At 65.0% G+C, this 24,814-nt stretch carries 19 protein-coding genes; 7 read left to right on the plus strand and 12 right to left on the minus strand.

Annotation, left to right across the window (positions count from 1 at the left end):
• Positions 1 to 95: 95 nt before the first annotated feature.
• The 3 genes from ASC94_RS33415 to ASC94_RS01590 all read left to right on the plus strand — a co-directional run bounded on the left by ASC94_RS33415 (position 96) and on the right by ASC94_RS01590 (position 4,502).
• A complete protein-coding gene (locus ASC94_RS33415) occupies positions 96 to 1,202 on the plus strand; it encodes a DUF3466 family protein (RefSeq protein ID WP_056389753.1) in 1,107 nt (368 codons plus the stop codon).
• Between the two features lie 83 nt (positions 1,203 to 1,285).
• Entirely contained in the window at positions 1,286 to 3,595 is a 2,310-nt protein-coding gene (locus ASC94_RS01585) for an FdhF/YdeP family oxidoreductase (protein ID WP_056389755.1), read from the plus strand.
• Between the two features lies 1 nt (position 3,596).
• Entirely contained in the window at positions 3,597 to 4,502 is a 906-nt protein-coding gene (locus ASC94_RS01590) for a LysR family transcriptional regulator (RefSeq protein WP_056389758.1), read from the plus strand.
• Here the strand turns inward: ASC94_RS01590 and ASC94_RS01595 are convergent.
• Complete coding sequence (locus ASC94_RS01595; protein ID WP_056389761.1) at positions 4,499 to 4,966, minus strand: hypothetical protein; 468 nt, start codon at positions 4,964 to 4,966, stop codon at positions 4,499 to 4,501. The genes ASC94_RS01590 and ASC94_RS01595 overlap by 4 nt on opposite strands.
• 140 nt (positions 4,967 to 5,106) lie before the next feature.
• On the opposite strand from ASC94_RS01595, the gene ASC94_RS01600 reads away from it, so the two are divergent.
• Positions 5,107 to 6,258, plus strand: a complete 1,152-nt coding sequence (locus ASC94_RS01600; protein WP_056389765.1) for a tyrosine-type recombinase/integrase — start codon at positions 5,107 to 5,109, stop codon at positions 6,256 to 6,258.
• Here ASC94_RS01600 and ASC94_RS01605 read toward each other — a convergent pair.
• A complete protein-coding gene (locus tag ASC94_RS01605) occupies positions 6,251 to 7,078 on the minus strand; it encodes a nidogen-like domain-containing protein (RefSeq protein ID WP_056389767.1) in 828 nt (275 codons plus the stop codon). The two genes, ASC94_RS01600 and ASC94_RS01605, sit on opposite strands and share 8 nt — an antisense overlap.
• A 224-nt stretch (positions 7,079 to 7,302) precedes the next feature.
• Here ASC94_RS01605 and ASC94_RS01610 point away from each other — a divergent pair, with 224 nt between their 5' ends.
• The 3 genes from ASC94_RS01610 (at position 7,303) to ASC94_RS01620 (ending at position 13,304) form a co-directional block, all read left to right on the plus strand.
• A complete protein-coding gene (locus tag ASC94_RS01610) occupies positions 7,303 to 10,263 on the plus strand; it encodes a sensor histidine kinase (protein ID WP_056389770.1) in 2,961 nt (986 codons plus the stop codon).
• Positions 10,264 to 10,699: 436 nt separating this feature from the next.
• On the plus strand, positions 10,700 to 11,884 hold the full coding sequence (locus tag ASC94_RS01615; RefSeq protein WP_157201237.1) for a hypothetical protein: 1,185 nt from the start codon (positions 10,700 to 10,702) through the stop codon (positions 11,882 to 11,884).
• Positions 11,885 to 12,074: 190 nt separating this feature from the next.
• Entirely contained in the window at positions 12,075 to 13,304 is a 1,230-nt protein-coding gene (locus ASC94_RS01620) for a glycoside hydrolase family 27 protein (RefSeq protein WP_056389778.1), read from the plus strand.
• Positions 13,305 to 13,324: 20 nt separating this feature from the next.
• On the opposite strand, the gene ASC94_RS01625 is transcribed toward ASC94_RS01620, so the two are convergent.
• The 10 genes from ASC94_RS01625 to ASC94_RS01670 all read right to left on the minus strand — a co-directional run bounded on the left by ASC94_RS01625 (position 13,325) and on the right by ASC94_RS01670 (position 24,714).
• On the minus strand, positions 13,325 to 15,538 hold the full coding sequence (locus ASC94_RS01625) for a hypothetical protein (RefSeq protein ID WP_157201238.1): 2,214 nt from the start codon (positions 15,536 to 15,538) through the stop codon (positions 13,325 to 13,327).
• Positions 15,535 to 15,939: a hypothetical protein gene (locus tag ASC94_RS01630; protein WP_056389784.1), complete on the minus strand. Its 405-nt coding sequence runs from the start codon at positions 15,937 to 15,939 to the stop codon at positions 15,535 to 15,537. The genes ASC94_RS01625 and ASC94_RS01630 overlap by 4 nt, the downstream gene beginning before the upstream one ends.
• 126 nt (positions 15,940 to 16,065) lie before the next feature.
• Positions 16,066 to 19,260 (minus strand): efflux RND transporter permease subunit, encoded by a 3,195-nt coding sequence (locus ASC94_RS01635; RefSeq protein ID WP_056389787.1) that lies wholly within the window; start codon positions 19,258 to 19,260, stop codon positions 16,066 to 16,068.
• A complete protein-coding gene (locus ASC94_RS01640; protein WP_056389791.1) occupies positions 19,257 to 20,750 on the minus strand; it encodes an efflux RND transporter periplasmic adaptor subunit in 1,494 nt (497 codons plus the stop codon). Before ASC94_RS01640 ends, ASC94_RS01635 begins: the two co-directional genes overlap by 4 nt.
• Positions 20,747 to 22,069 carry a TolC family protein gene (locus ASC94_RS01645; protein ID WP_082616015.1) on the minus strand — a complete coding sequence of 441 codons (1,323 nt, stop codon included), beginning with the start codon at positions 22,067 to 22,069 and terminating at the stop codon, positions 20,747 to 20,749. Before ASC94_RS01645 ends, ASC94_RS01640 begins: the two co-directional genes overlap by 4 nt.
• Before the next feature lie 72 nt (positions 22,070 to 22,141).
• Positions 22,142 to 22,531 (minus strand): hypothetical protein, encoded by a 390-nt coding sequence (locus tag ASC94_RS01650; protein ID WP_056389794.1) that lies wholly within the window; start codon positions 22,529 to 22,531, stop codon positions 22,142 to 22,144.
• A 46-nt stretch (positions 22,532 to 22,577) separates the two neighbouring features.
• A complete protein-coding gene (locus ASC94_RS01655) occupies positions 22,578 to 22,904 on the minus strand; it encodes a hypothetical protein (protein WP_056389798.1) in 327 nt (108 codons plus the stop codon).
• A 128-nt stretch (positions 22,905 to 23,032) separates the two neighbouring features.
• Complete coding sequence (locus ASC94_RS01660; protein WP_056389801.1) at positions 23,033 to 23,932, minus strand: copper resistance D family protein; 900 nt, start codon at positions 23,930 to 23,932, stop codon at positions 23,033 to 23,035.
• The gene (locus tag ASC94_RS01665; RefSeq protein WP_056389803.1) at positions 23,933 to 24,301 is read right to left on the minus strand and encodes a copper resistance CopC family protein; all 369 of its coding nucleotides are present in this window, start codon (positions 24,299 to 24,301) and stop codon (positions 23,933 to 23,935) included.
• Positions 24,302 to 24,369: 68 nt separating this feature from the next.
• Positions 24,370 to 24,714 (minus strand): CzcE family metal-binding protein, encoded by a 345-nt coding sequence (locus ASC94_RS01670; protein ID WP_056389806.1) that lies wholly within the window; start codon positions 24,712 to 24,714, stop codon positions 24,370 to 24,372.
• Positions 24,715 to 24,814: the final 100 nt, after the last annotated feature.

The following is a 24,814-nucleotide window of genomic DNA, read 5'->3' on the forward strand; positions in this document are numbered from 1 at the left end:
TAAAAATATAGTCCAAACGTCAATTGTGCGCGCCTTGCGCACCGGTAGGATGGCGCTCGCGCGCGCATCCCATCAATGACGTTCAAGGACTAAAAATGCTATTAATCAGGAAGATACAACCTCTTCTCCTCGCGCTGGCCGCGGCCCTGCCGGCGCTGGCCCAGGCCGACGTGCAGTACGCCGTCACGCGCCTGACGCTGCCGGGCGACGGCGGCTCGGCCGTATCGATTAACAATTCAGGGACGGTCGTGGGCGGCTATTATTCCTACGCGGACATGGGCAATCGCGCCTTTATCTGGTCGAAGGGCAATTTCACCCTGCTGCCCGCGACCGGCGTGCAGGGCGAGTACTTCACCGAGATCAACCAGCACGGCACCGCCACCATGGTGCGCGGCGACCTTGACATCGCCTGGGGCAACGCCTACCGCTACCAGAACGGCGAGCTGACCCCGCTGGGCAGGCTGAAACCCTACGCGTCCGCACGCGCGCTGGGCCTGAACAACAACGGCGCCATCGTGGGCGATTCCGGCCTGGAGGCCGACACCTGGACCAGCGATGCGCCGCGCCACGCCACCCACTACCAGGACGGCATCCTCACCGACCTCGGCACGCTGGGCGGCAGGAACAGCGTGGCCGAATCGGTGAATGACGCAGGCGCCATCGTCGGCAAGAGCGAGACCGCCGGCAGCGGCAGCGACCACGCCTTCCTCTATGTGAACGGGCAGATGACCGACCTGGGCACGCTGGGGGGCTCGTACAGCGCGGCCTACGCCATCAACAACGCGGGCCAGATCGTCGGCAGTTCGGTGAATGCGAGCGGCCGGCAGAACGCGTTCATCTACCAGAACGGGGTGATGACCGACCTGGGCTGGCTTGGTTCGAACAGCTACGCGCGCGCCGTCAACGAGCACGGACAGGCGGTGGTGGGGCAATCTGGCGGCGGCGGCTGGCTGTACAGCGGCGGCGCGATGCACGACCTGGATACGCTGATCGACCCAGCCTCCGGATTGACGATCCAGGACGTCAGGGACATCAATGACCTCGGCCAGATCGTCGGCACGGCCTGCGATACGTTCGGCGATTGCACCGGCGTGCTGCTCTCGCCTGTGCCCGAACCGGTGACCTACGGCATGATGCTGGCCGGCCTGGGCCTGGTCGGCTACGCGGCGCGCCGCCGCAAAGCCAGCGCCACAGCGCAATAGCAGGATGGGGCCGTGCCGGCATTTGTGCCTGCGCGGCCCTGTGGTAAAGTGCGCGGCTTGCCGTGTCACTGGAGTTTTCTGTTTTGTCCGACAAATTCATTCCTATCCAAGCCTATGACAAGCCTGCGGGCGGTTTCGGTTCCCTGCGCGGCACAGCCAGCGCGCTGACCGGCAACGGCGCCTTTCCCGCCCTGAACACCCTGCCGCGCGTGAACCAGCCCCAGGGCATCGATTGCCCCGGCTGCGCCTATCCGGATTCCCCCACCGACAAGGCGGTCGATTTCTGCGAGCAGGGCGCCTGGGCCATTTCGCACGAGGCCACGCCCAAGCGCGCCACGCCCGAACATTTTGCCAGGCACACCGTGACGGCCCTGCGCCGCAGCGAGGAATGGCAACTGGAAGCCATTGGCCGCCTGACAGCGCCCATGCTGTACGACCGCGCCAGCGACTGCTACCGCGAAATCGCCTGGGAGCAGGCGTTCCAGCTGGCCGGCGCGGCCCTGCGTGCGCTGGACAACCCCAACCGCGCGGTGTTCTACGCCTCCGGCCGCAGCAGCAATGAAGCAGCGTTCCCGTACCAGCTGTTTGCGCGCGCCTTCGGCACCAATAATCTGCCCGACTCGTCCAACTATTGCCACGAGTCGTCCGGCGATGCGCTGCGGCTGTCCATCGGCGTCGGCAAGTCCACCGTCACGCGCGAGGACTTCGAGCACGCGGAGGCCATTTTCGTATTCGGCCAGAACCCGGCCACCAACCATCCGCGCATGCTGGGCGACCTGCGCCATGCCAAACTGCGCGGCTGCAAGATCGTGGTCTTCAATCCGCTGCTGGAGCGCGGCCTGCAAAAGTTCACCGACCCGCAGGCAGCCGGCGAACTGCTGACCGGAGCCAGCACGCCGATCGCGGACGAGTACTGCCAGGTGCGCGTGGGTGGCGACATGGCCGCCATCACCGGCATGATCAAGGCGCTGCTGGAAGCGGACGACGCGGCCGCAGGGCAGGGCAGCCTGCTGGACCGCGCCTTCATCGCCGAACACACGCAGGGCTTCGAGGCGCTGCAGTCGGTGGTGCGCAGCCAGAGCTGGGCCGACATTGAACGGGACAGCGGCCTGGCACGCGCCCAGATCGAACACGTGACGCAGATCTACGCGCAGTCGAATGCCACCATCAGCACCTGGTGCATGGGCCTGACCCAGCACGAATACGCCATAGAGACCATCCAGATGCTGACCAACCTGATGCTCTTGCGCGGCAATGTGGGCAAGCCCGGCGCCGGGCTGATGCCGGTGCGCGGCCACTCCAATGTGCAGGGCGACCGTACGGTAGGCATCACCAACCGGCCCAGGACCGAGTGGCTGCAAGGCCTGGAGCGGGTGTTCGGCTTCACGCCGCCCACGCAGCCGGGGCTGGACGCGGTGGCCGCCATCAATGGCTTGCTGGACGGCTCGGTGCACGCTTTCGTCGGCCTGGGCGGCAACTTTGCCGTGGCCGGCCCGGACAGCCCGCGCGTGCTGGACGCGCTGTCGCGCTGCAAGCTCACGGTGCACATCGCCACCAAGCTCAATCGCACCCACCTGTACCCCGGCGAAACCGGCTTGCTGCTGCCATGCCTGGGGCGCACCGAGCACGACGAGCAGGCCGGCGGCCAGCAGTTCGTCAGCGTGGAGGACACCGCCAGCATGGTGCACGCATCCACCGGCCGCAACCGCCCGGCCAGCGGCAAGCTGCGCTCGGAGCCCTTTATCGTGACGGAACTGGCGCGCCACGCGCTGCCCGATTCCAAAATCGACTGGACCCTCATGGGCCGCGACTACGACGCCACGCGCGACCTGATCGAAAGGGCGGCGCAGGGCGCCGTGGCCGGCTTTGAGCAGTACAACGCCAACATCCGCCGCAAGCGCGGCTTCCACCTGCCGAATACCGCCGCGCAGCGTGTATGGAAGACCGACAGCGGCAAGGCCAACTTCGCCGCACACGCGCTGCCGCAGGACAGCATCATGAAGCGCGCCCGCGCCGTGCACGGCGAGCGCGTGGTGTGCCTGGCCACGGTGCGCGCGCACCGCCAGTACAACACCACGGTGTATTTCGACCCGAAAGGAGAAGTGGACCGCTACCGCGGCGTACATCACACACGCAAGGTGCTGTTCGTGGGCCCGGCCACGCTGGCGCGCCTGGGCTTCAAGGACGGCGACACCGCCAACCTGCGCGCTGCCTCGCTGGACGGCATCGAGCGCGTGGTGCAGGGCTACCGGCTGGTGGAGTATCCTATCCCGGGCGACGACGTGTTCGGCTACTTCCCGGAGCTGACGCCACTGTCCTCGCCGGACCTGACGGCGCGCGGCTCGAATACGCCCGCGTTCAAGGAAGTGCCCATCCTGATCGAAAAGGCCTGATATGGACCGCCTCGACGCCATGCGGATGTTTGTGCGCGTAGTGGAGGTGAACAGCTTCAACAAGGCGGCGGAAGGAATGTCGCTGCCGCCGTCCACCGTCACGCGCGCGGTGAAGGAGCTGGAGGCGCACATCGGCGTGCGCCTGCTGCAGCGGACCACGCGCCGACTCAGCCTCACGCCCGACGGCACCATCTACTATGGCCACTGCCGCCGCCTGCTCGACGAGCTGGACGAAGTTGAGGCCAGCTTCCCCGGCAACTCCGGCCAGCCGCGCGGCAAGCTGCGGGTGGACATGACGCCTTCATTCGCGCGCAACTTCGTCATTCCCTCGGTGCGCCAGTTCCTGGACCGCTATCCGGAGGTGCAGATGGCCGTCACCGTCAGCGACCGGCCGGTGGACCTGGTGCAGGAGGGCATAGACTGCGTGATCCGCGCCGGCCAGCCGGAAGACTCGACCTCGCTGGTGGCGCGCCAGATCGCCAGTTTCGGCTGGATGGTGTGCGCGGCGCCGTCCTACCTGGAGCAGCACGGCGCGCCGCAGACGCTGGAAGACCTGCAGCACCATGTGGCGGTGGGCTATCTGCTGGGCCGCACGGGCAGGGCGATGGACTGGATCTTCAACGACGGCAACACCACCATTAGCGTGCCGATGAAGAGCCGCCTGTCCTCGAACGACACCAGCACCTATGTGCAGGCCGGCTTGCAGGGACTGGGCCTGATCTGCACCGCCGCCTACCTGGTGCGCCCGCACGTGCAGTCCGGCGCGCTGGTGCAGCTGTTGCCGGATTACAAATCGCCGCGCGTGCCGGTGTCGGTCATGTACCCGCAAAACCGCCACCTGTCGCCCACCGTGCGCGCCTTTATCGACTGGATAGGTGAGCTGATGGCGGAATCCGCGCCCAACTAGCCGCGCTGCCCGGTGTAGAGGCTGACCCTGCCGATCGAGAGGGCGGCGCCGGCGCGCATGGCGTGGCGTGGGTGGAGCAGGACCTGCAAATGCTTCTGGTCCCATTCCGGCTTGGTGCGCAGGCGGGTGAACACCTCGGTGATGTCCAGCGCCGCGTGCAAGGTGGAGCAGGGCAGTGCGCCGGCATGGTTGCCGTCACTGGGCAAAGTGCAGGGCGGAACACCCAGATAGATGTCGAACACGGGCGGCAAGCCGCGGCCCAGCATGTCCTCGAAGTTGAGGAACACGGCCTGGTAAGGCGCGTCGGCCAAGGGGCCGCCAACCAGGCTCAGTTTGGGCAAGCGGCTGGGAGGCGGGTGGTGAGCGGAAGCGAGGAAGCGCAGGGTGATCACTTGCGGGCAGGATCCCAGCACCTGCGGCTCGGACGAGACTGCAAACAAACGGGGCACGGGGCGCACGTCCATGGAACTCTCCGGTAGCGGACCATCCTGGTTGAGTATAGCCATAAAATCCGCCGTTTTCGCGCAGCAGATTTAACTCGACATTACTGTTTATATTGTCGAGTACGAATACTGGATGAAATACTGTATGTTATACTGTGTTTATGAACAGTAAATTTTCCCTGATTAACCTGGAACCGTTGACCGGGCAGGCCAGGCGCGCCGAGCTGAACCCCTACCGTGAGATGCCCGAAGACGTGCTGACCGATGCCCGCACGGACAGCGAGATTGCGCGTGAGTTCATCGGCCATGGCGAACTGAGCGTCAAGTCGCGCGCGAATACACAAAAGGAGCTGTTCCGCTTCCTGACCTGGTGCCGCGAAGAAGCCGGCAAGTCGCTGCGCCAGCTGCAGGTGGCCGACCTGAACGCCTACAAGGAATTCCTGCGCGCGCCGCCGCCGGACTGGATATCGGCCACCAAGTGGCCGCGCACGGACCCGCGCTACAGGCCATTTACGGGGCCGTTGTCGGACCCGAGCCGGCGCCAGGCCATGATTGCCGTGAAGGGATTGATGGCGTTTGCGGAACAAACCGGCTACCTGCGGCGCGATCCCGGGGCCCTGGTCAAGCACGTGAAAACCCGTGGCGCCAGCCGCATTACGCGCTACTTGAACCAGGATGCGATCGGCCTGGCGCTGGCCACCGTGGCCAGCCGCCCGGCCGACTTGCCGGCCGAACTGCGGCGCCGCGCGCGCGACCTGTTCTTGCTGCTGGCCTATGCGCACACCGGCGCACGGCTGAATGAAATCGTCAGCGCCAACATGGGCGACCTGTACACCGAAGGCGGCGGCCGCTGGTGGCTGGACCTGCTAGGCAAGGGAAACAAGCCGCGCCGCGTGCCGGTGCCGCCCGATTTGCTGGACGCCTACCGCGCCTACCGCCAGGCATACGGCCTGTTGCCGCAGACCGGCCGCGCAGACGCTACGCCGCTGGTGCTGTCCAGCCGCAGCCGGCAGCCGGCACGCCTGACGGATGAAGCGGCGTCGAACGCCCTGAAAGCCGTGTTCGCTGCTGCTGCCGGCGAAGCGGCTGCCCGGGGCGACGCCGACATGGCGGCCACCCTGCGGCAGGCCTCGGCGCACTGGCTGCGCCACAGCATGCTGACCAACCACGCCAACAACGGCGTGCAACTGAAGACGCTGCAGGATACGGCGGGCCATGCCAGCATCGCCACCACGGCCGCCTATCTGCACAAGACCGATCACCAGCGCCATGACGAAATCATGGCCTCGGTGAACGGGAAAAGCATTACTTGACGTTGCGGCGGCGCGCGTAAGCCAGCGCGCCCATGCCCAATGCGAACAAGGCGATCGAGCCTGGTTCAGGCACGGTGGTCGGTTCCAGGCGTTCGTTGAACCAGACGTGGCGGTTCGCCACGTTGGCAGCCAGGCCGTCCTGGAAGGAGCCGTCCAGGATAACGCCGTTGGTGTTGCCGTCGCCGAAGCCCACCACAGCCGGGCCGGTGCCGCTGTCCGGCGTGCGTTCCCAAGCCATATTGCCGTAGTAGAAGCCGATCGAGCCCTCGCCGACAGGCGTCAGATAGTTGGTGCCGCGCAGGATCAGCTGGAAGCTGTTGGTCAGGTCGCCGTGGCTGTTGTAGTAGCCCACGTTGTCCCAGGTAACGATGATCTGGTTGGCGATGTCGGTGCGCACGTGCACCACGCCGCTGGCGGGATCGCGCGTATCGACGTCCGAGAAGAACGGCGCAATGATGGGCACCGGCGTGCTGACCGGACCTACCGGGTTGTAGGCCGCCAGGCCGTCGCCAAACGTCACGTTGCCGTTGTTGTTGATGTACAGCGAGCTGTAGGTATTGCCGAACAGGCTGACGTTGAAGCCCAGGTTGATGGCGCCGGCGAAGCCGTCATCATTGCGGCCGTCAACCTGGCCGATATTGGCGCCGTTGCCGCCGCCGGTGGTCACGACGATATCGCCGATGCCGCCGCCGATGACGTCGGTGTAATAGCCGGTGGAAGCTTTCAGGGCGTTTTGGGAGACATTGATGACCGCCGCGTTGGCAGCCAGGCTGGTGGCAGCGAAGACAACGCTGGCAATAAGTTTAGGCAAGATTTTCATTCGCTTGGTTCACTTTAAATAGTTGAGGTGTAGCCCATGCAGCAAGGATCATGCCATTTTTATAAGTCTTTGTTTTTAAACAACCAGGCGGCTCTAGAATTGTTTTACTGTAAAGATTTCCGACACAATAAATGTCACATTTCCAATAGGAATTTACCCGCTGCCGGGCCGGATCCGCTATATTTCGTGCCTTACGACACTTCCCCTGAAGCCAGCCTCAAACGATGACCCAACGGATTTTCAAAGCCCTGATTGTTCTGTTTTTGGTCATCGGGCCTGCCGGCGCCCAGGCCGCCGCCGCGCGGCCGCTGCTGGCTGACTACACCCATACGGCCTGGACCGAAGTGGACGGCGCGCCGGCAGGCGTGACCAAGTTCGCGCAAGGCCCGGACGGCTGGCTATGGATCGCCACGCCGGCAGGCCTGTACCGCTTCGACGGCGTGCATTTCGAACGGGTCGACAAGGTGTACGGCCAAGCGCTTCACTCCAGCAACATCATGGGCCTGGCTACCGCACCCGACGGCGCGGTGTGGGTGGGTTACCGCGTGGGCGGCGTCTCAGTGTTCAGGAAGGATGGCGGCCACACCTACACGGAAGCCGACGGCTTGCAGCCCGTGGGCGCCATGCATATCGAGGTGGCACCGGACGGCGCGGTATGGGTGGCGATGCGCGACGGCGTGGCCGTGCTGGAGCCGGGGAGCAAGCGCTTTCGCTATCTGGGACCGCAGGCCGGATTGCCAGCCTTGGGCGTGTTTCAGATCCTGTTCACGCGCGACGGCAGCACCTGGATCGGCACCAATATCGGCGCCTATTACCGCAGGCCGGGCGAAACCGGATTCCGCAAGGCCTGGCCGCATACGGCCCTGGTGGCGCTCTGCGAAGCACCGGACGGCACCGTCTGGGGCAACGATTTCGCGGGCAGCTATTACAAGATCCGCCCCGCGGCGCCAGCCGGGAGCCAGCCGGCCAAGCGAGACATGGAAGGCTCCGCCATGCGGTTCGACCGCGACGGCACCATGTGGATGATGCATGCCGACAGCCTGGAGCGCAAACTCGATCCGCAGGCGCCCAGCGCACCGGACCAGCGCCTGTCCAGCCTGAACGGCATCAGCGGCCCCATGCTCGGCGCCATGTTCCAGGACCGCGAAGGCAATCTGTGGGTCGGTTCCTCGCGCGGCATCGACAGGCTGCGTCCCAACCGGCTGCGCATCCTGCCGGTCGACAAGCAACTGGCGTTCCCTGCACTGGTGGCCGGGCCATCCGGCGAGATCTGGGTGGGCGACTATTCCGGCGACCTGTGGAGTTACGGCCCCGGCGGGCGTATCGCGCGCGAGGTCCAGGGGCAGCTGACCGCCAGTTATACCGGCGAGGACGGCGTGGTCTGGGTGGGCGGAATGGAAGGCGTGCAGCGCCGCGATCCCGACGGGCGCCAAACCTTGATACGCTATCCGGATGAGGTGCAGACCCTGCGTGTCCACGCCATGCAGCAGGACCGCGACGGCGCCCTATGGGTCTCGTTTTCCTCCGGCAAAGGCGTGTACCGGCTCGCGGATGGGCGCTGGACCAAGTCCGGGGGCCTGCAAGGCTTGCCCGGCCTGCTGAGCACGACCATGGCCCGGGACAGCCAGGGAAAACTATGGATGGGGCATTTGCGCAGCGTGATTGCCGTGGTCGACGGCAGCGCGGTGCGCCAACTCGGCCCGGAGCAAGGCCTGCAGTTGGGGACCATCATGCATCTGTACGCGGATGGGAATGCCATGTGGGCCGGCGGCGAAAACGGCGTGGCACTGCTGCGCACCGGGCGGGTTACGGTACTGCGCGGCGAGCGCAACGAAAGCTTCCGGGGCGTGTCCGGCATTGTGCGGTTGCCCAGCGGCGAACTGTGGCTGCACGGGGCGGACGGCCTGTACCGCATCGACGCGGCCGCGCTGGAAGGCTGGATGAAATCCGGCGGCACGGTCGCCTTCGAGCGTTTCAACGCTCAGGATGGCATGCAGGGCCGGGCGCCGCAGTTGCGGCCGGTGCCGTCGCTCCGGCGCGCGCGCAACGGCGTGCTGTGGTACGCCACCACGAGCTCGGTCGGCAGCATCGACCCGGACAACATCCCGCGCAACCAGCTGGCGCCGCCAGTGGAAATCACCGGCGTTTCCTCGGACGGCGTGGGCTACGCGGTGCCGCAAGGCAGCGTGCTCGGGCTCCCGCAAGGCACGCGCAACCTGCAGATCGACTTCACCGCGCTGAGCCTGTCGCTTCCCGAGCGGATGCGCATGCGCTACAGGCTGGCCGGGCTGGACCAGGCCTGGCAGGAGCCAGTGGGACGGCGCCAGGCCTACTACACCAATCTTTCCCCGGGGAAATATCGCTTTGAGGTGACGGCGTCCAACGAGGACGGCGTATGGAACACGGCAGGCGCGGCGCTGGAGCTGGAGATTCCGCCCACGTTCGTGCAAAGCGTCTGGTTCAAGCTGTTGCTGGCGGCGCTGATGCTGGCGCTGTTTTATGTGGCATATACGCTGCGGATACGCTGGCTGACGCGCAGGATGCAGGAACGGCTGCAGGAGCGGCTGGCTGAACGCACGCGCATCGCACGGACCTTGCACGACACCATGCTGCAAAGCATGCAGTCCTTGCTGATGACGTTCGACGTGCACAGCCGGCAGCTAAAGGATGGCACCGAAGAACGGCTGCGCCTGGACCAGACGCTGAATCTGGCGGAGCAGTTGCTGGTGGAAGGACGCGACCAGATCATGGATCTGCGCGCCTCAGGCTCGCCTGAAGCACTGGAGCTCACGCTGGAACAGTTTGGCAAAGGCCTGGCTGAACACCGGCCGCATGCGTTCGCGCTAAAGGTGGACGGCGTCACGCGGCAGCTGCGCGCGGAGGTGCACGAACAGATTTACGCCATCGCGCGGGAGGCGTTGTTCAATGCGTCGCGCTACGCGGACGCCAGCAGGATCGAACTGGAGTTGGCGTACGGCCGCAGCGCGTTCGTTATCCGCATCCAGGACAACGGCCGGGGCCTGGACGATGCCGTCAGCGCGGCAGGCCACAGGCCGGGCCACTGGGGCTTGGTCGGCATGCGCGAACGCGCCAACGGCATCGGCGCCAGCCTGGCAATCGACAGCAAACCAGGCGCCGGAACGGTAATCACCGTCACCGTGCCCGCCAAGAAAGCCTACTGCTGAACTTCGCATAATCTATATTATGTCAAATGCCGTGTCAGTCCGAAGTTGGACGGGATTCCCCGTCTTTTCACGGTACGCCCCGCTGGCAGATTTGTGGCGTTCTGGCCGGACTTGAATGCTCGCGGCGTGCGCATGGCTTCCAGGGAATCCGCCCTACCATGTACGTTTTTCGATCGCCATCAGGAACGCTGTCCCTCCGTGTGTGATTTGGCGCGTCAGCGCGTTCATGTGATTCGGGCACCGCTCGCACCCGTGGCCTGTACTTGAGCCCCGGGTGCTGCATTCGCTATTCCCTAATTGCCAGAGCGCTGCCTACCAGGCTGCGCTGGCTGGCCGAAGCATTAAGATTCGACGTCGGCGTCGCCCACGGAAAATTGCGTTGTTTGCAATTTAATAAGTAGAATAGCTCCCTTCCTAATCATTGAAGGACCTCTCCATGCATCGATTCCTTGGTCTGTGCGCCGCCTTTCTGATGTTGTCTGCTGTTCCGTTCGTACATGCGGAAGAACAGCCCGGGCTTGCCGTCGCAGTGGATGTGCGCCATGTGGCGAAAGACCTGTGGCGCGTGGATTACCGTTTCGCGCAAGCCGTGACAGCGGTCAAGCTGCATTCCATCGGCGCGTTTCGCAAACAGGAATGGAAGGTGCTCACGCCTGGAATGGACATGACATCCGGACCGGACTTCGATGTCATTGCGTCGAAGGGAAAGCCGTTCAGCGCGGCCAGCGTGGAGATCAGGACTTTCGACGGCTGGTCGCCCAAGGAATATGTCTCATTCAACCGTTTCAGTGATGGCGGGACGTCGGTCTACCTCGGCCACCTGCAAGGCGACGTCCAACAAGGCAATAGGACTGTCTCCATGCGCACCGATTTCAATCTGTCTGGGCTGGCGCAGGAAAACGTCATCGCGCCGCCAGCCAACCGGCTGAATCCCGGTGGCGCGCGCGGCTATGCCTACTTCGGACCGGCGCAGGCTGTCCTTGCTGGTACGGTCAGAGTCGTGATCGATCCGGCGACCCCGCAGTGGCTGCGCGAAACCATACTTGATGTCGGTGCAAAAACGTCCGCGTACTACGAAAAGGCCTACCAGCGTCAGTTAAAGGACGAGCTGCTGATCATGATCTCGATTGGCAACGTTGAATCGTCGGGTTTTTCGATGAAAGGCGGCGCCATCAATGGCGCGGGCCAGGTTTCTTACCTGTTTGAGGGCAAGCAAGTGCAGCTCGACCATCCGAAATTGCGTGAGTACACCTCCAAAACCGTCGCGCACGAGATGGCACACATCTGGCAGTTGGCGGTTTCCCGCGGCGGCTTAGGCGACGACCAGGGGCCGTGGATCCACGAGGGCGGCGCGGAGGCCATGGCCCTCGACGCCCTGGCCCAGACGGGCCTGTTCAGCGAAGAAGCAGTGAAGGCCTACCGTGCGAAGCGAGCCGCGACCTGCGAGAAACTCGGCGGCGCCGTCGATAGCTATGACGGCATCTATGCCTGCGGCCTGATGCGCTTCGACAAGCTGGGCGTGGGCATCGTCCCGCTTTGGCGCGCCATGATGGAGGCGACAGAAACAACGGGCGCCGTCTATTCCCAGCAAATGATCGACGCTATCGTTTCTGCGAAGTAGCCGCGACGGCGCGCGAGAACGAATGCGGCGCATCAGGTGCAGTCCCCTGCCCGGCTCCAGCGTGCGTGAATCTCAAAAAACATTGCCGCCATTGACAATTTTCACCATTGAATCGCGGACTTGGAATGAAGTACGCTTGCCTGCCACACGAACGCAAGCTTTATGACATTGACAAGGTAGAGGATTCAAGATGAACACCAAACGCATTGCGCAGCTCCTGTCAGGCGGCTTGCTGGCTGCCGCCGCCTGCGGCAATAGCTGGGCTCAAAAGGTTGAGGGCCTGGCCAGCACTCCGCAAATGGGCTGGAACAGCTGGAACAAATTTGCCTGCGAAATCGACGAGCGCCTCATTCGCGAGACCGCCGATGCCATGGTCAAGCATGGCTTGAAGGACGCCGGCTACCAGTACGTGAACATTGACGATTGCTGGCAAGGCCAGCGCGACGCCAACGGCAGCATCCAGCCCGACCCCACGCGCTTCCCGTCCGGCATGAAGGCGCTGGCGGACTATGTGCATGGCAAGGGACTCAAGCTGGGCATCTACTCGGACGCCGGGGCGACCACCTGCGGCGGCCGTCCCGGCAGCCGCGGCCACGAATACCAGGATGCGCGGACCTACGCGAGCTGGGGCATCGATTACGTCAAGTACGACTGGTGCGACACCCCGGGCATGAACGCCGAAGCCGCCTACACCACGATGCGCGACGCAATCGCCAAGGCGGGCCGTCCGATGGTGTTCAGCATATGCGAATGGGGCATGAGCAAGCCGTGGGAGTGGGCCGGCCAGGTCGGCCATTCGTGGCGCACCACGCCCGATATCTACAATTGCTTCGACTGCGAATTCAGTCCCGGTTTCTCGACAGGCCTGGGCGTGCTGCGCGTGCTCGACAAGCAGGCGGGCCTGCGCAAGTTCGCAGGGCCCGGCCGCTGGAACGATATGGACATGCTCGAAGTGGGCAACGGCATGAGCGAGGATGAAGACCGCGCCCATCTGTCGATCTGGGCCATGATGGCTTCGCCCCTCATCCTGGGCAACGACTTGCGTTCCATGTCGGAGTCGACCCGCCGCATCCTGACCAACCCCGGCGTGATCGCGGTGAACCAGGACAAGCTGGGTGTGCAGGCGCTGCGGGTCCTGGCCGATGGTCCGCTGGAGATGTATGCCAAGCCACTCGACGGCGGCCAGTGGGCACTGATGTTCCTGAACCGCTCCAACCAGCCTGCCGACGTTCGCCACGACTGGAAGAAGCAAGTCCTGATCGATGACCTGAGCAAGCGGTCGGTCGATTTCAAGCAAACCGTGTATCGCTGGTCCGACCTGTGGAGCAAGAAGACGGGCGACACCAGCGGCAAACTGGAAGCGCGGCTGGCGCCGCACAGCGTGCTAATGCTGCTGCTGAGCGGCCCTGCGAAACCTTAGGGCGCGCCCGGTAACGCAGCTCAGACCAGGAGGTTGCTCCACGCCTGGTCCTTGATGAAGGCCACCCACTCCTTCTTATGCTCTTTGCCGAAGCATTGCTCGAAAAGCCGGCAGAGCTTGGCCACCATCTGCGCCTGCGTCTCGCTGCAATCCCAGCAGTGCGGATACACGATCTGCGGCAATTCCATCAGGCCGCGTGCGACCAGCGCGGTCGGTGGCTGGTGGTCCGCGATCCATGAGATGTTCCGATACGGGTTGTTCTGGACCGGGACATCCGTACAGGTATGGCAACCGACGGCGACGCCCAGATTCTTCAGCATCGCCTCGTCAATGCCGGTAAAGCTGCCGGCGCCTCCTCTAACGACAAGGTTATCGAGGTTAAAGGCGGTTAGCGCGCCCGACAGGTCGTTGGGAGTGCGCCAGCCCGCCTTGGGATTGCAGACCAGCCGCTGGAAATCCACCCAATCCTGCGGGTCGTCGGCTTCCAGCGTGTCCTTCAGGTGCCGGCTCAAATCGAACGTGGTGCTGGTGAGCTGCCAGGGAGGCAGCAGTTCCAGGATGCCGACCGCCTTGGCCGTGATCGCGCCCTGCCGTTTCGAGCACTCCCGGCACTGGGGCAGCAAGATCTGGCCGTTGGCCGTGCCGTTGCCCGTGTAATCGGGCAGTCCGAGCTTGTCGTGGTAGACGGTGCGCCCCAGGCGATACAGCGCCGTCGGCGGATTATGGTCACGAATCCAGTCGGTGGCGGCGTTGGTGGGCGGTTTGCCGCTGGCATGGGTGCTCCCGCAGCTGTGACAGCTTATGGTCGGGTCCATGCCGTGTTCCGCCATGCCCTGGACGATCATTTCCAGTTCCCGCTGCACCAGCACGCGGTGGCGCTGGTCGTACGATCCCGGTGTCAGCGCATTAATGACGAACACGCCGAGCTTGGCGTACGGCCCCGGCTGGATCAGGTTGGCGTCATCGAGGGCCTGGAAAGCCTCCAGCGCCTGCGGCGCGCCGAGGAATTTGCGGATACGGCAGGCCACCTTGCTGCTGTTCTGGTACTTCAAACGCGGATCCATGAACAGGAACATTTCGCGCGCGGCACCGTGCGCTTTCAGCACGTTCGTCAGTTGCTCGCACTCCTTCGGGTCCATGTAATTTCCCGGCTGCAGGGCATAATCGTTATCCAGCGCCGCCGCTTGTAAAGTCCGTTGCGCGTCGTTCCGGGTGTGCGCCGCGAAGGCGCTCATCCCGGACCACTCGAACTGCATCATCAGGAAGTCGAGCCACGCTTGTTCCAGACTGTCGTAGAGCGATTCGATCGGGCGGACCAGTTTCAGGATGTTGTCATGCCGCTCCGCGACGAACTGGCGTTCCTGCCGCAGCGAGGACAGTCTGAGGCCGAGCTCCGCCTTCAGCACGTCCAGTTGGCGGAATCGGGCAATTGCGGCCCTGGCGTCGGCCTCCCATTTGTCGCCGTTCTCCGAGCTGTCGATCAGGAATTCGATCGCCAGCTCACCGTAGAGCGTCCGCTCGGTGTTGAATGCGTCCGGAATGAACTGGCGAATGCGATCCTGTTCGTTCTCCATCGTTCTGCCCTGTTCGGCTACAGAATCGATTTCGGTATCGCACTTCTGCAGCATCTCTTCGAATTCGCCCAGCGCCTGCACGGCCTTTTCCAGGCGCGACAGGGTGACGTTGATCTCCTGCCCCAGCTTCTCGATGCGGGCGCCAGCCCTCTCCAGGCCGCGTTTCAGGTCCGCGGCAGCACCTTCCATGGCCAGATGCGCCGATCCCTTGAACATCTCGGCTTGACCACGCGACAGGAGATCAGTCGTCAGCGCCCCCCCTTTGAGCAGCGAGGCGATCGCGCCGGCCACCTCCATCTGCCCCGCCCTGCTTAATTGCGCCCAGATTGGCAGAAAATGCGCCCGCTGTGCCAACAGCATGCCGATCAGATGGTGCACCTCTTGTTTGGCATTGGCCACGCTCACCTGATACTTGGGACGCGCAAGCGCCTTGTGCGTCTTCTCGGAATACTTCTGCGCCAGCCAGGTCTTCCGGCCCTCGCGCGCCTCCGGCCCATATTGTTGCGTGCAGATTTCATAAACCAAATGCAGCAACGGAATCTGCCTGGTGCCAAGATTGGAGACGCCGGTATCCTTGAACACCAGGGGGCCTGCCAGCTGGCAGTGCGTCACGGAAGAAGCGGACTGGTTCGGCAGGTCGCATGCGCTGCAGTCCATCACGGTAATTCCTCCTTATGTGGCGCCGCAAACGGGCCGGCGGATTGGCGGGCCTCGTTCCAGTCGCGTGCGGTGAGCATCAGATCGAGCAGGGCGAATCGGGTATCCGGGTCAGGATCGGACGAGACGGATGCCAGCGCGGCGGCGATGTTCGGCTGTTTGAAAAATAATGGCCCCGCTGTGAACGTCCTGGCGACGAATTCACCGATGGTACGGACGTTATCGAGGCCATACTGGCGCGCCACGCGGATCGCGCGCCGCACGCGGTCCCGGATTTCCTCCTCCGATAGCGGCGCAATCCAGTCCGGATAGCGCTGTTCGAGATGGGCGTGCAGCAGATCGGCGAGCCGTACGTCCCGCTGCTCGTCGAATACCTTCATTTGGTCGGTTCGGATGATGAGCATAAAAAATCCAGTGACATCTTCGGGCCTCGCCGCCTTCTTGCCAGCGGCAGTTGCGGAGGAGGCAGCGCAGGCGGAAACGCAGGCAACGCGAGGGCGCGCGGCAACTATACTATAGGGTCCGCCGCTTCAGCAATCCAGCGCGGGGTGGCCCGGGTCCGTTGCATTGGCGTAGCCAGTAGCCCTTCCTTGGTCCAGCGTTCGTTGCTCCCGCCGGCGCAGCAGCAGGTACACGGCCGGCACTACGAACATCGACAGCAGCGGCGCCGTGATCATGCCGCCGACCATGGGCGCGGCGATCCGCTGCATCACTTCGGAGCCCGTGCCTGCGCCTATCATCACTGGTACAAGGCCGGCGATGATGACCGCCACCGTCATGGCCTTGGGCCGCACGCGCAGCACGGCGCCGTCGCGGATGGCATCTAGCAGATCCGCTTCCGTGACTTTTCCTGCTTCCTGCCGCGCCTGCCACGCGTGCTTCAGGTACAGCAGCATGATGACGCCGAACTCGGCCGATACGCCGGCGAGCGCGACGAAGCCTACGCCGCTGGCGACCGACAGGTGGTGTCCCAGCAGCCACAGAAGCCAAAACCCGCCCGCCAGCGCAAATGGCAGCGTGCCCATGATCAGCAGCGCCTCGTCGAAGCGCTTGAAGGTCATGTACAGCAGGACGAAAATGATCAGCAGCGTGGCCGGCACCACGACCTTGAGCCTGGCGCTGGCGCGCTCCAGGTACTCGAACTGGCCAGACCAGGACACCGAGTAGCCCGCTGGCAGCACGACCTGCTTCGCGACCACCTGCTGCATGTCGCGCACCGCCGAACTCAGGTCCCGGTCGCGGATGTCGACATAGACCCAGCCCGACAGCCGAGCGTTTTCGCTCTTGAGCATGGGGGGGCCGTCCTGGATGCGGATCGCGGCGACGTCGCCCAGCCGGATCTGCGCGCCGCGTTCGGTCTGCACCGGCAGCTCGCGCAGCTTTTCCACCGAATCGCGCACCTCGCGCGGGTAACGCACGTTGATCGGGAAGCGCTGCAGGCCCTCCACCGTTTCACCGATGTTGTCCCCGCCGATCGCGCTGGACACCACACTCTGCACGTCGGCCACGTTCAGGCCATAGCGGGCCGCAGCCTGGCGGTCGATCTGCACGTCGATGTAGCGTCCACCGTTCAGGCGCTCCGCCAGCGCGGAGGACACGCCGGCCACCTTCTTGACGGCGCGCTCGATCTCGCCGGTGACGCGGTCGATCTCCTGCAGATTGTTTCCGGCCACCTTAACGCCCACCGGGCTTTTGATGCCGGTCGCCAGCATATCGATGCGGTTGCGTATCGGCGGCACCCAGATATTGGACAGGCCAGGCACTTTGACGACGCGGTCCAGCTCTTCGATCAGCTTGTCGGGCGTCATGCCGGCCCGCCATTGGTCGCGCGGTTTGAATTGGATGGTGGTCTCGAACATCTCCAGCGGCGCCGGATCGGTGGCCGATTCCGCGCGCCCTGCTTTGCCGAACACGCTCTGCACCTCCGGCACCGTCTTGATCAGCCGGTCGGTCTGCTGCAGCAGCTGGGCCACCTTGCCGGCGCCGATGCCGGGCAAGGCCGACGGCATGTACAGCAGGTCGCCCTCATCGAGCGGCGGCATGAACTCGCCGCCCAGGCGCGAAACCGGCCAGGCCGTGGCCAGGGCGACGATGGCGGCCACCACCAGCGTGCCCTTCGGACGGCGCAGGACCATTTCCAGCAGCGGGCGGTACAGCGCGATCAGCGCGCGGTTGAGCGGATTGCGGTGTTCCTCGGGAATGCGGCCGCGTATCAGATAGCCCATCAGCACCGGGATCAGCGTCACCGCCAGGCCGGCGGCGGCGGCCATTGCGTAGGTCTTGGTAAAGGCCAGCGGCGCAAACAGCCGCCCTTCCTGCGCTTGCAGCGTAAATACGGGAACGAAGGACAGCACGATGATCAGCAGGGAGAAAAACAGGGCCGGGCCTACTTCCGCAGCCGCGTCGCCGATCACGCGCCAGTGTTCCTCGCCCTCCAGCTTGCGCCCGGGGTGCGCGTGGTGCCAGGCCTCGATGTGCTTGTGCGCGTTCTCAATCATCACCACCGCCGCGTCGACCATCGCGCCGACCGCGATCGCAATGCCTCCCAGCGACATGATGTTGGCGTTCACGCCCTGGTAATGCATGACGATGTAGGCGGCGAGGATACCCAGCGGCAGCGACACGATGGCTACCAGCGCGGAGCGGATGTGGAACAGGAAGACCGCGCACACCACGGCCACCACGATGAATTCTTCGATCAGCTTGTGCTGCAGGTTGTCCACCGCGCGGCGGATCAGGTGCGAACGGTCGTACACCGGCACCACCTCCACACCGGCGGGCAGGCTGCGCTTGAGCACATCCAGCTTGGCCGTGACGGCCGCGATGGTTTCCAGGGCGTTCTTCCCGGAGCGCATCACGATCACGCCGCCGGCCACTTCGCCTTCGCCGTTGAGTTCCGCGATGCCACGCCGCATTTCCGGGCCGAGCTGGATGTCCGCCACATCGCCCAGCCGCACGGGCACGCCGGCGCTACTGGCCGTCAGCGGGATTTGCCTGAAGTCCTCCAGCGACTGCAGATAGCCGGAGGCGCGCACCATGTACTCGGCTTCGCCCAGCTCCAGCACCGATCCGCCGGCCTCCTGATTGGCCCGCTGGACGGCCTCGATGACCTTCCCGTGCGGGATGCGGTAGGCGCGCAGCTGGTCCGGGTTCAGCACGATCTGGTACTGCCGCACCATGCCGCCCACGCTGGCCACTTCGGACACATTGGGCACGGCCTTCAGTTCGTACTTGAGAAACCAGTCCTGCAGCGCGCGCAGCTGGGACAAGTCCATCTTGCCGCTGCGGTCAACCAGCGCGTACTCGTAGATCCAGCCGACGCCGGTCGCGTCCGGCCCGAGCGCGGGCTTGGCTTGCGCCGGCAGGCGCGACTGCACCTGGTTCAGGTATTCGAGCACCCGCGAGCGCGCCCAGTACGGATCGGTGCCGTCGTCGAACAGCACATAGACGAAGGAATCGCCGAAGAAGGAGTAGCCGCGCACCGTTTTCGCGCCCGGCACCGACAGCATGGTGGTGGTGAGCGGATAGGTGACCTGGTTCTCGACGATCTGCGGCGCCTGGGCAGGATAGCTGGTGCGGATGATGACCTGGACGTCGGACAGGTCGGGAATCGCGTCCACCGGCGTGCGCAGCAGCGACCAGACACCCCAGCCGGTCAGCATCACCGTTGCCAGCAGCACGAGGAAGCGGTTCACGATCGACCAGCGGATCAGCCGGGCGATCATTGCTTCACCTCCTGCCTGGTGCCTGGACCTGCGCTAATGGGTGCTATGGCGGAAATCCGGAAGCCGCCGCCGCTGCCCTGGACGAAGTCGAAGGTCACGGTATCGCCGGTGGCCACGTTGCGCGGCAAGCCGGCTGCGGGCAGGTCGAAGTCCATGGTCATCGGCCCCCAGTCCAGGGACACGACCGGGCCGTGTGAAATGGTGATCTTTCCGCCAGCGATGCGCTCTACCCTGCCTTCAGCGTGGTGCGCCGGGGCCGCAGCGGGGCTGTCGCCCATGTGGGTCGCGGTGCCTTTCAGGCTCGCTTCCGAGTCGATCAGGAACTGGCCGGAGACAACGACCTTCTGCCCCAGCCGCAGGCCCTTGCGGATCTCGGCCATGCCGTTCGCCGCGCCACCAATGTCGACGTCGGTGGCCGCGAAGTTGCCGCCGGCTTGCGCGACCATCACTACGTTGCGCGTGCCGGTACGGATCACCGCTTCGGCCGGCACCAGCAGCACGTCGGCGCCGGGCGCTGCCGCGAACGCCAGTGTCGCGAACATGCCCGGCACCAGCTGCCCGGCCGGATTGGCCAGCTCGATGCGTGCCTTGAGGGTGCGGGTGTCCGCGTCCACCTGGGGCAGCACCGCGCCGACTTTGCCTTTGAACACCGAACCGGGCAGCGCCGGCGTGTTGGCTTCCACCGCAACGCCCGGCCGGATCTGCGCGGCCGCCGCCTCGGGGATGTCCGCCAGCACCCACACCGTCGCCACGCCATTGATGCGGTACAGAGGGGTGCCGGGCGACACCGTCATGCCTTCGCGCGCTGCCAGTTCGGCGACCACGCCGCTTGCGGGAGCAGTGAGCGTCAGGCGGGCGTGGACCTTGCCCGTCGCTTCCACCTGCTTCACTTGCGCCTCCGACATGCCGGCCAGGCGCATGCGCTGGCGCGCGGCATCGGCCACGCCTGCCATCCCCTCGCCCTGCATGCGCTTCGCCGCCAGGAACTCTTCCTGCGCCGCGATCCAGTCAGGAACGTAGAGTTCAAGCAGCGGCTGGCCCTGGCGAACAGGGTCCAAAGGCGCGCGCACGTACTGGCGTTCGATGAAGCCGGCGCTGCGTGCCTGCACCAGGTGCACATCGCGGTCGTTATAGGCGACGCTGCCCACGGCGCGCAGCACGGACGCCAGTTTGCCTTGCGTGACCTCCGCCGTGCGCACGCCCAGGCTTTGCTGCATGCGGGGGCTGACCGCCACACCGGCGTCGCTGTTGCCGTCGCTACCAAACACGGGGACCAGCTGCATGTCCATGAAGGGCGACTTGCCGGGCTTGTCGAATTTCTGGGCCGGATACATCGGGTCATGCCAGTACAGGGGCTTCTTTTCGGCGGCAGCGGGCGCCGGTGCGGGTGCCGCGCCATGCTGGACGCCCAGGCGGTACAGGCCATAAGCTCCCGCTGCGGCGAGCAAGGTGCCGGCCGCCGCCGCCGCGATGATGCGTTGGCGATTCATTTGGTCTCCTGCGTGGAATTGCCTGCGCCCGACGGGAACAGGTAAGTGAGCTGCGCCCAAAGCCGGGCCGTCTGCGCCTGCAGCTGTAAGGCCTGCACACCCGTGTCGGTTTCCGCGCGCCGCGACGCCAGCAAGTCCGACAGTGTCGCCTTGCCTCCGCGATAGGCGGCAAGCGTTGCGTCCGTCCGCTGCCGGGCCAGGGGCAGCAGTTGCTCGGCATAGCGCCGATTGCGCTCGCGGCCGCTCTCCCAATCCGACAGCATGCTGAGCACTTCAGCCAGGTGGCCGCGCTGGGTCTCCTCGCGTTCCGCCTTCGCAGATTCGGCCAGCGCCAGTTTGGCGGCCAGTTCCCTGTCCTGGCGGCGGGCGCGGTCCCACTGGAGCGGCACGGAAACGCCGACCGACACCATGTTCGAGTAGCCGCCGCCGCGCTGCTGGAAAGCCAGCTCCACGCTCCAGTCGGGTTTCCTGCCCGCTTCCGCCAGGTTGGCTTCGGCCTTCGCAATGCGCTCCTGCTGGGTAAGCAGCGCGATGTCCGGATGGTGGGGCAATGCCGTTTCCAGCGACGCGGGATCGATCCGCACAGTGTCCATGGCGGGCGGCTCGGCAAGCTGATCTGCGGAATCCGCACCGGTCCAGCGTGCCAGCAGAAGTGCCGCGCTGCGGCTGCGCTGCGCGGCCTCGCTCGCCCTATCCTGGATGGAAGCCAGCGTACCGCGCGCGGCGGCGATATCGGCGAGACTGCCGCGCCCGCCACGGTAAGCGGCTTCCGCGGCCTCGACCTCGTTGCGGGCCTGGGCCACCTGCCCGGCGGCCAGCTGTTCCGTCTTGCGGGCGAAGTGGGATTCAAGCCAGGCCAGTGCGGTTTCCCGTTCGATCCGCGCCACTGCGGCCTGCCTCGCCACCAGCGCCTTGCCGGCCTCCTCACCATACAGCTCGGCGCGGCGGCGCCGCTTGTCGGCGCTGGTCAGTTCCTGGGAAATGCCGATGCGGCGCATGGTCATAAAGTCCGCGCCCAGGCTGAAGCGGTCGCCACCGCTCACCGGGAGGTTGTCTATGCCCGCCTTCAAAACAGGATCGGGCAACTGGCCGGCTGCCACCGCCATCTGGCGTGCGGCATCGGCGGAAAGGTCAAGCGCGGCCAGCTGGCGTGTGCGCTGCAGGGCAAGTTGCTGCGCCTCGGGCAGCGTCAGCGGCGTGCCGGCGGCACAGATGGAGGCGGCCAGCGAGAAGCCGGCAGCGATCAGGCGGCCGATCCGGGCGCGGCGCCGCGCCGCCGGCGCGCGCAGAGGCGCCGGTATTAAAACAATTGCGGACATGAGAACTCCAGAATGCGAAATGAAACAGCGCGCCACGCAGGGGCGCGATGATGACCTTTGGCAGTCCGGGTGTTAAATGCGGAAACAGCAGTGGCGTATCGCCAAGGGAGGCGCGGTCGAGCGCGCGAGCAGCGTGGCGCTGACACGCGTGGGCAACTCGGCATCGGCGACGAATCGAACCGGCAGCACCGCCACCAGGCCGGTAGCGATAAACGCCCCGATATGGGGCGTGGCCGGCGCATCCAGCGATTGATGGCTGTTGGCACAATGCGCCTGGCACAGGCCCGGCTTCTGCATATCGGTCCCGGTGCAGCCCGGCATGGCGTCCTGCATGGCTTTGGCAGCCATCGCCTGCACCACCAGCTCCGGACATGCGTACGCAGCGACAGCGAGTTGGGTGAACAACAGGCTGAGCGCAGTGATGAGCGCCGCAAGGACGCGCTGGGTACGGAACCGTTTCATTGTTCGCGCATCATATCATGCTCGATGTCATCATCAACGCCGGCCGCTACGCACCCTTGGCGTCTCGTGGATGGCTGTGCGGCTTGACTCCCTTTTTCTCGTGCGCTTCCTGCTTTCCAGCCTGCGCTGGCTTATCGGATGCATCCTTCGCCGGTTCGGCGCCGGAGCCTTTTGCGGTGGCGCCGGTATGCGTCTCGCCCGTGCCTATGACCTTCGCGTCGCGCATGTGGTTGTGCGGCTTAGCGTGGGGCTTCGTGGAGGCCGATGCCGTTTCCGCACCCGCTGCGGCCGGCTGTTCGACAGCCGACGCGCCGAAAGAAACAAGCATGGCGGTAGCGGCAAGGGAAAACAGACGCTGGTTAGTCGTTTTCATGGGGTGCTCCTATCCTGAGTGTGACGCCACAATTGGCGATTTATCTTATGAGATTGGTCAAAACAAGTGATTGACCGAGATCAAAAAACCGCGAAGTAGTACCCGCGCGAACCGTTCCCAAGCAGTAGCTACATCGCGGCTGGCGGCTGTTGCGTGCTAAGCACCGAGGCGGCCAGCATGGCGCCCAGAAGTACGGCGCTTTCGAGGCGCAGCGCGGTGCGCACCTGGCGCAGACCTTGGTTGGAACGGCGCGCAGCGGGCAGCCCGATAAACTTGTTGTAGCCGCCCAGCGCAACGGCAAGCATTACCAGCGCAACTTTCAGTAGCAAGGTCTTGCCGTAAAAAGTGTGCTGCAGATGCTCGGCCGATCCTACTCTGTGCCAGGCGCTGTATGCCCCGGTGGCGATGATCGCGATTACCGCCGCCATCGCCGCTTTCGACATCAGCTCCAGGTAGCGGTCGTGCGCGCCGGTGGCTGAGGTGCCGATGCGCGCGTCGTGCAAGGCGAACCATCCGGAGACCAGCACCGCGCCGGTCCAGAGCCCGATCGCGGCATAATGAAGTGCCTCGGCCGCCAGGGCGCCGGACAGCAAGCCTTCTTCGCCGGCATGTCCCATCGACGCGCGGGTGACGACGAACAGCAGAAGTGCCAGGGATGCGCAGATCGTGGTCGCGCGGCCGGTGCCGCCAAGGCCTCGGATAAGGAGCATTGCCAGCATGGCGGCGATGGTCACGCTGCCGGCGTGTCCATAGTCCGTGCTGGTCAACATCATCCAGAATATCGGACACGCCTCGCGCAAGCCGACATCGCCCATCACTGCGGTTGCGGCCAGTAATGCGGTGACGCTGCCCAGCGTGCTCATGCCGGCAGCCGCCAAGTCCGTGCGGCGCAGCTGGGGTTCAACGCCGCCGGCGTTGGCGCCATTGGAGCGTAGCCAGTGGCGTGCAATCCACGAGCCGGCCAGCCAGGCGAAGCCGACGTTGAGCAAGAAGGCCGACGCTGTCTGCAGCAACGAGACCGCATCCACCTATTTCACCGTGAACTTGAACTCGCCTTTGCGCCGGTGCCCGTCGCGCCCGGCAACCGCCCAGGTGACGGTGTAGGTGCCGGCCACCAGCGCAGGCACCGCCAGCCGGAGGATCGCCGGATTGGCCGCATCGACCTGCGCCGGCCCGGCCGATACTGCCCTCCCCTGGCTATCGGCCACCGCAATGGAGCTGAAGGCCTGCTCCACCTTTTCATTAAAGGTCAGCGCAACTTCCTTCGGTGGCGCTTCGAGGACTGCGCCTGCCTCCGGAGTGGAGCTCTTCAGGGTGGCGTGCGCCGACGCGATCGGGCTGGCCAGGGTGGCTCCCGCCATAACGGCCGCGACTATCATGGTGTGCATGGGCTTCATTCCAGATTCTCCTTGTTGCTATGGGGGTAGCTCATGGCGGGCCGCCAGCGCCCCGCCAACTTTACCAGTTAGTTCGTGTACAGCGGACTCGGCGCCACGTAGACCCGCACACCGTGGGCAGCGAGGCCGGCCGGGGCAATCGCCGCCAGTTCAAAGCGCTCGCCGTCGCGCAGTGTGCCAAACTGCCAAGTAAAGGATTTGCCGTCCGCCTCGATGGTGACGACGTCCCCTTTATCGACATTGATGGCTTTGGTAGACGGCGAGACAACAATCTTACGCGTGGCCGCCGACGCGGGCGCCGCGCTGCCCAGCGCGGCATTGAACTGCGTGTCCGCCTGGTGCGCCATGGCGGCGAAGGGCGCCATGGCTGCAGTCACGATGATTGTCGCGAATTGGTACTTGATGGTGCGCATATTTCGGTCCTTTTGAGTGTGCGTTTTAACGCGGGGTGAAGTCGATGAAGCCATTCTACTGAGGCAACACGGACACCCGAATGACCGAAAAATGACGTTT

Origin of the sequence: Massilia sp. Root418, from assembly GCF_001425265.1 — a bacterium.
Lineage (GTDB): Bacteria > Pseudomonadota > Gammaproteobacteria > Burkholderiales > Burkholderiaceae_D > Rugamonas.

Coding starts and splice junctions, on each gene's coding strand:
- ASC94_RS01670 (WP_056389806.1), bottom strand. CDS start 24,714: ATGCGCACCATCAAGTACCAATTCGCGACAATCATCGTGACTGCAGCC.
- ASC94_RS01595 (WP_056389761.1), bottom strand. CDS start 4,966: ATGGACGTGCGCCCCGTGCCCCGTTTGTTTGCAGTCTCGTCCGAGCCG.
- ASC94_RS01655 (WP_056389798.1), bottom strand. CDS start 22,904: ATGAAAACGACTAACCAGCGTCTGTTTTCCCTTGCCGCTACCGCCATG.
- ASC94_RS01605 (WP_056389767.1), bottom strand. CDS start 7,078: ATGAAAATCTTGCCTAAACTTATTGCCAGCGTTGTCTTCGCTGCCACC.
- ASC94_RS01610 (WP_056389770.1), top strand. CDS start 7,303: ATGACCCAACGGATTTTCAAAGCCCTGATTGTTCTGTTTTTGGTCATC.
- ASC94_RS01645 (WP_082616015.1), bottom strand. CDS start 22,069: ATGTCCGCAATTGTTTTAATACCGGCGCCTCTGCGCGCGCCGGCGGCG.
- ASC94_RS01590 (WP_056389758.1), top strand. CDS start 3,597: ATGGACCGCCTCGACGCCATGCGGATGTTTGTGCGCGTAGTGGAGGTG.
- ASC94_RS01620 (WP_056389778.1), top strand. CDS start 12,075: ATGAACACCAAACGCATTGCGCAGCTCCTGTCAGGCGGCTTGCTGGCT.
- ASC94_RS33415 (WP_056389753.1), top strand. CDS start 96: ATGCTATTAATCAGGAAGATACAACCTCTTCTCCTCGCGCTGGCCGCG.
- ASC94_RS01600 (WP_056389765.1), top strand. CDS start 5,107: ATGAACAGTAAATTTTCCCTGATTAACCTGGAACCGTTGACCGGGCAG.
- ASC94_RS01650 (WP_056389794.1), bottom strand. CDS start 22,531: ATGAAACGGTTCCGTACCCAGCGCGTCCTTGCGGCGCTCATCACTGCG.
- ASC94_RS01640 (WP_056389791.1), bottom strand. CDS start 20,750: ATGAATCGCCAACGCATCATCGCGGCGGCGGCGGCCGGCACCTTGCTC.
- ASC94_RS01630 (WP_056389784.1), bottom strand. CDS start 15,939: ATGCTCATCATCCGAACCGACCAAATGAAGGTATTCGACGAGCAGCGG.
- ASC94_RS01665 (WP_056389803.1), bottom strand. CDS start 24,301: ATGAAGCCCATGCACACCATGATAGTCGCGGCCGTTATGGCGGGAGCC.
- ASC94_RS01635 (WP_056389787.1), bottom strand. CDS start 19,260: ATGATCGCCCGGCTGATCCGCTGGTCGATCGTGAACCGCTTCCTCGTG.
- ASC94_RS01615 (WP_157201237.1), top strand. CDS start 10,700: ATGCATCGATTCCTTGGTCTGTGCGCCGCCTTTCTGATGTTGTCTGCT.